This window comes from Trebonia sp. (genome assembly GCF_030042015.1).
GTDB lineage: Bacteria > Actinomycetota > Actinomycetes > Streptosporangiales > Streptosporangiaceae > Trebonia.
This window is the reverse complement of sequence record NZ_JASIAL010000512.1, coordinates 1-6,568: the sequence shown is the minus strand read 5'-3', so window position 1 is coordinate 6,568 and position 6,568 is coordinate 1. Positions and strand designations below refer to the sequence as shown.

General features: G+C 72.5%; 7 protein-coding genes. 4 read left to right on the top strand and 3 right to left on the bottom strand.

Translation table 11 applies throughout. The annotated features are described in order from the left end of the window. Window positions 1-173: 173 nt before the first annotated feature. Window positions 174-1,094 carry a 2-hydroxyacid dehydrogenase gene (locus tag Q1N79_RS27520; protein ID WP_300613960.1) on the bottom strand — a complete coding sequence of 307 codons (921 nt, stop codon included), beginning with the start codon at window positions 1,092-1,094 and terminating at the stop codon, window positions 174-176. Window positions 1,095-1,253: 159 nt separating this feature from the next. On the opposite strand from Q1N79_RS27520, the gene Q1N79_RS27515 reads away from it, so the two are divergent. Genes Q1N79_RS27515 through Q1N79_RS27505 form a run of 3 tightly spaced genes read left to right on the top strand, consistent with a single transcriptional unit; the run spans window position 1,254 to window position 3,908 of the window. Then, the gene (locus tag Q1N79_RS27515; protein ID WP_300613959.1) at window positions 1,254-3,017 is read left to right on the top strand and encodes a biotin carboxylase N-terminal domain-containing protein; all 1,764 of its coding nucleotides are present in this window, start codon (window positions 1,254-1,256) and stop codon (window positions 3,015-3,017) included. A 5-nt stretch (window positions 3,018-3,022) separates the two neighbouring features. Continuing rightward, a complete protein-coding gene (locus Q1N79_RS27510) occupies window positions 3,023-3,367 on the top strand; it encodes a DUF5313 family protein (RefSeq protein ID WP_300613958.1) in 345 nt (114 codons plus the stop codon). A gap of 10 nt (window positions 3,368-3,377) precedes the next feature. Continuing rightward, the gene (locus Q1N79_RS27505) at window positions 3,378-3,908 is read left to right on the top strand and encodes a phosphoribulokinase (protein WP_300613957.1); all 531 of its coding nucleotides are present in this window, start codon (window positions 3,378-3,380) and stop codon (window positions 3,906-3,908) included. Here the strand turns inward: Q1N79_RS27505 and Q1N79_RS27500 are convergent. Beyond that, complete coding sequence (locus tag Q1N79_RS27500) at window positions 3,898-5,295, bottom strand: NAD(P)H-quinone dehydrogenase (protein WP_300613956.1); 1,398 nt, start codon at window positions 5,293-5,295, stop codon at window positions 3,898-3,900. The genes Q1N79_RS27505 and Q1N79_RS27500 overlap by 11 nt on opposite strands. A 74-nt stretch (window positions 5,296-5,369) precedes the next feature. Between Q1N79_RS27500 and Q1N79_RS27495 the strand changes: the two genes are divergently transcribed. Further along, window positions 5,370-5,843, top strand: a complete 474-nt coding sequence (locus Q1N79_RS27495; protein ID WP_300613955.1) for a gamma-glutamylcyclotransferase — start codon at window positions 5,370-5,372, stop codon at window positions 5,841-5,843. Here the strand turns inward: Q1N79_RS27495 and Q1N79_RS27490 are convergent. Then, window positions 5,774-6,568, bottom strand: a 795-nt coding sequence (locus Q1N79_RS27490; protein ID WP_300613954.1) for a PH domain-containing protein, incomplete at its 5' end; no start/stop codon positions are given. The genes Q1N79_RS27495 and Q1N79_RS27490 overlap by 70 nt on opposite strands.

Below are 6,568 nucleotides of genomic sequence, written 5' to 3'. Positions count from 1 at the left end.
GTTCGCCACCTCTAGGTAAGCACCTTGGGGAAAGTCTGGCGATCCGGCCTTTGGATTTACTCTACGTACCCGAGATCACGCTTGGGTTGAGGAAGGGCGTCCACCGGGAGACAAGTGCGGCCGCTGGGAGCCAGCACGACCTGCCGGCTGCGAATATCCTAGGCCGCCCGCCGCTAATATGTGCCGCTGATCACATTGCGGAGCCGGTCGCCGCGCAGGTACGCCTCCGCCTGCTCCCTCGCCAGCCGCACCACCCGGTGCCGCGACACGGGCGTGGACGCCGCCACGTGCGGGGTGATGAAGACTCCCGGCAGCGTCCACAGCCGGTGGCCAGGCGGCAGCGGCTCGGGGTCGGTCACGTCGAGCGCCGCGCGCAGCCGGCCGGTCTCCAGCTCCGCGCGCAGCGCCTCGGTCACCACGACGGGACCGCGGGCTGCGTTGACGAGCAGCGCCCCGTCCTTCATCCCGGCCAGGAAGCCGCCGTCCACCATGCCCGCGGTCTGCGGCGTGAACGGGACGAGCAGCACGACCACGTCGGCGGACGGCAGCAGCGCCGGCAGCTCCGCCAGGCCGGCCACGCCGGGCCGCGGACTGCGCGCGACCCGCAGCACCGTCACCTCGAAGCCGGCGAGCCGCCGCTCGACGGCGGCCCCGATCGAGCCGTAGCCGACAATCAGCACGGTCTTCTCGGCGAGCTCGCCTGTCGGCTGGTAGCTCCACCGGCCCGCCGCCTGCTCGATCGTGAACAGCGGGAACCGGCGGACCGAGGCGAGCATGGCCGCGACCACCCACTCGGCGGTGGACGCGTCATGCGCGCCGCGCGCGTTGCACAGGACCGCCCCGGCGGGCACGTACGGGCGCAGCCGGTCCACCCCCGCGGTCAGCGCCTGAACCACGCGCAGCCGCGGCATGTGCGCCATCGCCTCGCAGACGGGCAGCGTCGGGAAGAAGCTCGGCACGTAGAACTCGACATCCGCCGCGCTGGCCGGCAGCGGCGAGCCGTCGGGCTCGACGATCTCGACGTCCGTGCCCGGCAGGCCGGTCATCCCCGCCGCGACCCAGTCCGCGGGCACCCACATGAGCACGTCCGTCACCCCTTTTGCTGGCCGGCGGGAAGGCGCCGGCCAGCAGGCCGGCGCCCATGATCATGGAACCACGCGGGACCGGCAAGCCGGGCTGCTTTAGACTCCACCCAGCTACGACGAATCTCCCGAGGGGGGACGATCCCCTGCCAACCCCAGAACGAGGCCGAATTGCGGAAAGTTCTCATCGCGAACCGCGGCGAGATCGCGGTCCGGGTGGCGCGCGCCTGCCGGGACGCCGGGCTTGCCAGCGTCGCCGTCTACGCCGACTCCGATCTCGACGCCCTGCACGTCCGGATCGCTGACGAGGCGTACGCGCTGAACGGCACCACGCCGGCGCAGACCTACCTGGACATCGACAAGATCATCCAGGTCGCGGCGCGGGCCGGCGCGGACGCCGTGCACCCCGGCTACGGCTTCCTCGCCGAGAACGCGGCCTTCGCGACGGCTGTGATCGGCAACGGCCTGACCTGGATCGGCCCGCCCCCGCGGGCGATCGAGGCGCTCGGCGACAAGGTCAGGGCAAGGGACATCGCCAAGCGCGTCGGCGCGCCGCTGGCCCCGGGCACCGACGGCCCCGTGCGCTCCGCCGCGGAAGTCGCCGAGTTCGCCAGGCGGTTCGGATTGCCGGTGGCGATCAAGGCCGCGTTCGGCGGCGGCGGCCGCGGGCTCAAGGTGGCGCACACCGAGGCCGAGATCCCCGAGCTTTACGAGTCCGCAGTCCGCGAGGCCACCGCGGCGTTCGGGAACGGCGAGTGCTTCGCCGAGCGCTACCTGGACCGTCCCCGGCACGTCGAGACGCAGTGCCTGGCCGACTCCCACGGCAGCATCGTGGTCGTCTCCACCAGGGACTGCTCGCTGCAGAGAAGGCACCAGAAGCTGGTCGAGGAAGCCCCGGCGCCGTTCCTGTCCGGCGAGCAGAACAAGCAGCTCTACGACGCCTCCAAGGCCATCCTCCGCGAGGCGGGCTATGTCGGGGCGGGCACCTGTGAGTTCCTCGTCGCCGCCGACGGCACGATCAGCTTCCTCGAAGTGAACACCCGGCTGCAGGTCGAGCACCCGGTGACGGAAGAGGTCAGCGGCATCGACCTGGTCCGGGAGATGTTCCGCGTCGCCGAGGGCGAGCCGCTCGGCTACGACGACCCGCCGCGGCGGGGGCACTCGATCGAGTTCCGGATCAACGCGGAGGACCCGGCGCGGAACTTCCTCCCGGCGCCGGGAACGATCACCGAATGGAACCCGCCAGCCGGACCAGGCGTCCGGCTTGACGCCGGGTACACGGCCGGGATGACCGTGCCGCAGGCGTTCGACTCGCTGATCGCCAAGCTGATCGTCACCGGCGCCACCCGCGAGCAGGCGCTGCAGCGCGCCCGCCGCGCGCTGGGCGAGTTCACCGTGGGCGGCATGCCCACCGTGCTGCCGTTCCACCGCGCCGTCGTCGACGATCCGGCGTTCGCAGGCGACAGCCTGCGGGTGCACACCCGCTGGATCGAGACGGAGTTCACCGCGCCGCTCGAGCCGCAGGACGCCCCCGTGGCCGCCTCCGGGCAGGCCCGCGAGCGGATGACCGTGGAGGTCGGCGGCAAGCGGCTTGAGGTCGTGCTTCCGGCCGCGATGGCCTTTCCCGCCGCTGCCCGCTCCGCTTCTTCTTCTCCCGAACGGGCCGCTGGTTCCCGCCGCGGCCGCCGTTCCCGTTCGGCCGGGCACGGCCAGGCGAGCGGTGACTGGCTGGTCACCCCGATGCAAGGCACGATCGTCAAGATCGTCGCGGCCGAGGGGCAGCAGGTGAGCGCCGGCGACACCGTGGTGATACTCGAGGCGATGAAAATGGAGCAGCCGCTGACCGCGCACAAGGACGGAACGGTCACCGGCCTGGCCGTGGAGGTCGGCCAGACCGTCGCGGCCGGCACAGAGATCTGCCAGCTCAAGGACTGAGCCACATGACGCGTCGGCTGCCGGGCGATCCAGGCATCGGACGCTGGCTGCTGTTCGCCGTCGGGTTCCGGCTGCCCGATGAATACCGCGACTGGGTGCGGCACGAGCTGACCGACGCCGGCTGGCGCGGCCGGACGATCAGGCGGCTGCTCGTCATCATGGTGCCGGTCTGCGTCGGGCTGGCGTTCCTGCCTGGACCGGTGTGGCTGCGGATCGCGGTGCCGGGTTTCGCGCTGATCGCCAGCGTGGGCACCGTCCTGATCAGCGCCGACGACGTGCGTGCCGCCCGGCTGCACCAGCACGGCCTGCCGGTACCGAACGACCCGGACACCGGCCGCCCCGCCCACTGACGTGAATCACGTGGTCGCCGCTCTCGGGGAGTCGCTGCGGACGGCCGCGCCGCGGGCGGGGCGGACCCGGGTGCTGGCGATCGACGGGCGGTCCGGGGCGGGGAAGACCTCGCTCGCGGCGGGACTGCGGCGCGAGCTTGCCGCGCCCGTGGTGTCGCTCGAGGACCTCTACGGCGGCTGGGACGGGCTGGAGAACGGGATCGACCTGCTCGTCCGCGCCGTGCTCGAGCCGCTGGCGGCGGGCCGGACGGCCCGCGTTCCCCGCTACGACTGGGTCGCGGGGAAGTGGGCCGAGCCGGTGGCGCTGGATCCGCCGGAGGCGCTGATCGTGGAGGGCGTGGGGGCCGGCGCGCGGCGTGCCGCCGTCTTCGAGAGCCTGGTGGTGTGGGTGGAGGCGCCACTGTCCGTTCGGAGGAAAAGGGCCCTTGACCGTGACGGGGACGTGTTCGCTCCGCACTGGGAGCAGTGGGCGGCACAGGAGGACGCGATGCTTGCCCGCGAGCGCACGCCCGAGCGGGCCGCTGTCGTGATCAGAGGATAGCGTCGGCGCCGAACTCCATGACCGTGCGGGCCGCCTCGGTCACGCTGCCCGACAGCGACGGGTAGACAGAGAACGTGTGCGCGATCTGGTCAACCGACAGGTTCTGCTCGATCGCGATCGACAGCGGGAGGATCAGCTCGCTGGCGCGCGGCGCCACCACGACGCCGCCGAGCACCAGGCCCGTGCCCGGGCGCGCGAAGATCTTGACGAACCCGTCGCGGATCCCGGCCATCTTCGCGCGGGCGTTCGTGGCCAGCGGCTGCTTGACCACCCGCGCGACGACCTCGCCGCCGTCCACCGCCGCCTGCGACGTGCCGACCGAGGCGATCTCCGGGTCGGTGAAGATCGTGGCCGCCACGTGGCTGAGCCGGATCGGCTGCACCGCCTCGCCCAGCGCGTGCCACATCGCGATCCGCCCCTGCATCGCCGCCACCGACGCGAGCATCTGCACGCCCGTGCAGTCCCCGGCCGCGTACACGCCGGGAGCGGACGTCCGCGACACCCGGTCCACCTCGATGAAGCCGCGCCCGTCCAGGTTGATGCCCGCCGCCGCGCAGCCGATCTCCGCCGTGCCCGGCGCCATCCCGACGGTCAGCAGGCAGTGCGACCCGGTGAGCGTCCTGCCGTCGGCCAGCGTGACCAGCACGGCGTCGCCCTTGCGGTGCACCGCCTGGGCACGGGACTTGCTGAGCACGGTCATGCCGCGCCGCCGGAACACGCCCTCGATGAGGACCGCCGCGTCCTTGTCCTCGTGCGGCAGCACGTGCTCGCGCGAGGAGACGAGCGTGACCCGGGAGCCGAGCGCCTGGTAGGCGCCGGCGAACTCGGCGCCGGTCACCCCTGAGCCGACCACGATCAGCTCCTCGGGAAGCTCGGGCAGGTCGTACAGCTGGCGGCAGGTGAGGATCCGCTCGCCGTCGGGGACCGCATCGGGCAGCACTCGCGGGCTCGCCCCTGTGGCGATAAGCACCACGTTCGCATGCACGGTCGCGCCGGCCGCCTCGATCGTGTGCGGGCCGGTCAGGCGGCCCCTTGCCTGGATGATGCGCACGCCCTCGGCGGCCACGTGCTCGGCTATGTCGTTCGACTGAGCCGCCGCGAGCGCCTTGATCCGCGCGTACAGCGCGGGCGCGTCCACCCCGACGACGGGGTTGTCACCGTTCTCCAGCTGCAGGCCAAGGGACGCCGAGCGGCCCAGCATGTTCATCGTGACCGAGGACTCGATCAGCGTCTTGCTCGGGACACAGTCGGAGAGCACGCACGCGCCGCCGAGGCCTGCCTCGTCGACCACGGTGACCTCGGCACCGAGCTGCGCGGCCACCAGGGCGGCCTCGTAGCCGCCTGGACCGCCGCCGAGAATAGCGATGCGCGGGCGAGGCAAAGTCACGTTATGCAATTATCACGCACTCATCGCGCCGCCCGTGCGCCGCCCCGCGCGATTACGCCGTACGCTTAGGCACCGTGGCACTATACGCCGCCTACGGCAGCAACATGGATCCCGAGCAGATGCTCGCGCGCTGCCCGCATTCCCCGCAGCAGGGCACCGGGTGGCTGGAGGGCTGGCGCCTGACTTTCGGCGGTGAGGACATCGGCTGGGAGGGCGCGCTCACCACGGTCGTCGAGGATGCCACCGAGCGGGTCTTCGTCGTGCTCTACGACGTTCCCGAGGTCGACGAGAAGGAACTCGACAGCTGGGACGGCGTCACGCTCGGCGTCTACAGCAAGCTCAAGGTGCGGGTGCAGACCCTGGAAGGGGACGCGCTGGCCTGGCTGTACGTGCTCGACGCGTACGAGGGCGGCCTGCCCTCCGCGCGGCACCTGTCCATCCTGGTGGACGCCGCCATCAAGGCCGGCGCGCCGGCCGACTACGTGGAGTGGCTGCGGACGCGGCCGTCCAACCCGCCGTCGGCCGGTGACAGCCAGCTGCCCGCGTAGGGCCGCCGCGTACGGCCCGCGGGTAAGACCAGGATCGCGATCACGAGCGCGAGGGCGGGCACGAGGATCGCCGCGAACGCCGGCCAGTACCAGGTCGTGACCGGCGGCTCGGCCCGCTGACCGGGGTTCGCCGCGTGCTCCTGCGCCACGCGTGCGCGCAGCGCGGCCACCACGTAGGCGACGTCCCCGACGCCGGCCGGCGTGGCGTCGCCGCCGGCTTCCGCGAAGGCACCGAACGTGCCGCCGGGACCCGCGGCGCTGCGCGTCCCTGTCCCTGTCCCCGGCCGGCGGACCGCGCGGCGTTCGGCGCGCACCTGGGCGGTGAACTGCCTGCGGCGGGCCGTCTGCACCGCCCAGGAGTGGATGACGCGCTTGCCGGTCGCCGGCGCGTCCGCCTCGTCCGCCTCGTCCGCCTCGTCCCGGGCGCTGTCGAGCGGCCACTCGCACCGCACGCGCACCAGGTCAGTGGAGTCGATCCCGGCGACCGAGGCCCAGCGCGCCCGGTGCTCGCGCAGCGGGTTGACGATCGTCAGGCCGTCGTCGGCGGCGATGATGCGCGGCCGCTGCGCGGCCGCGTAGACCACGCCGGTGACAAGCACCAGGATGAACGCCGCCACGACCGACAGGTGATCGCGGCCCTGCACGGCCAGGTCGATCAGGTTGGCGATCGCGAACAGCACCCACACCCACCAGATCAGGACGGCGAGCGGCGACCGGAATGTCTG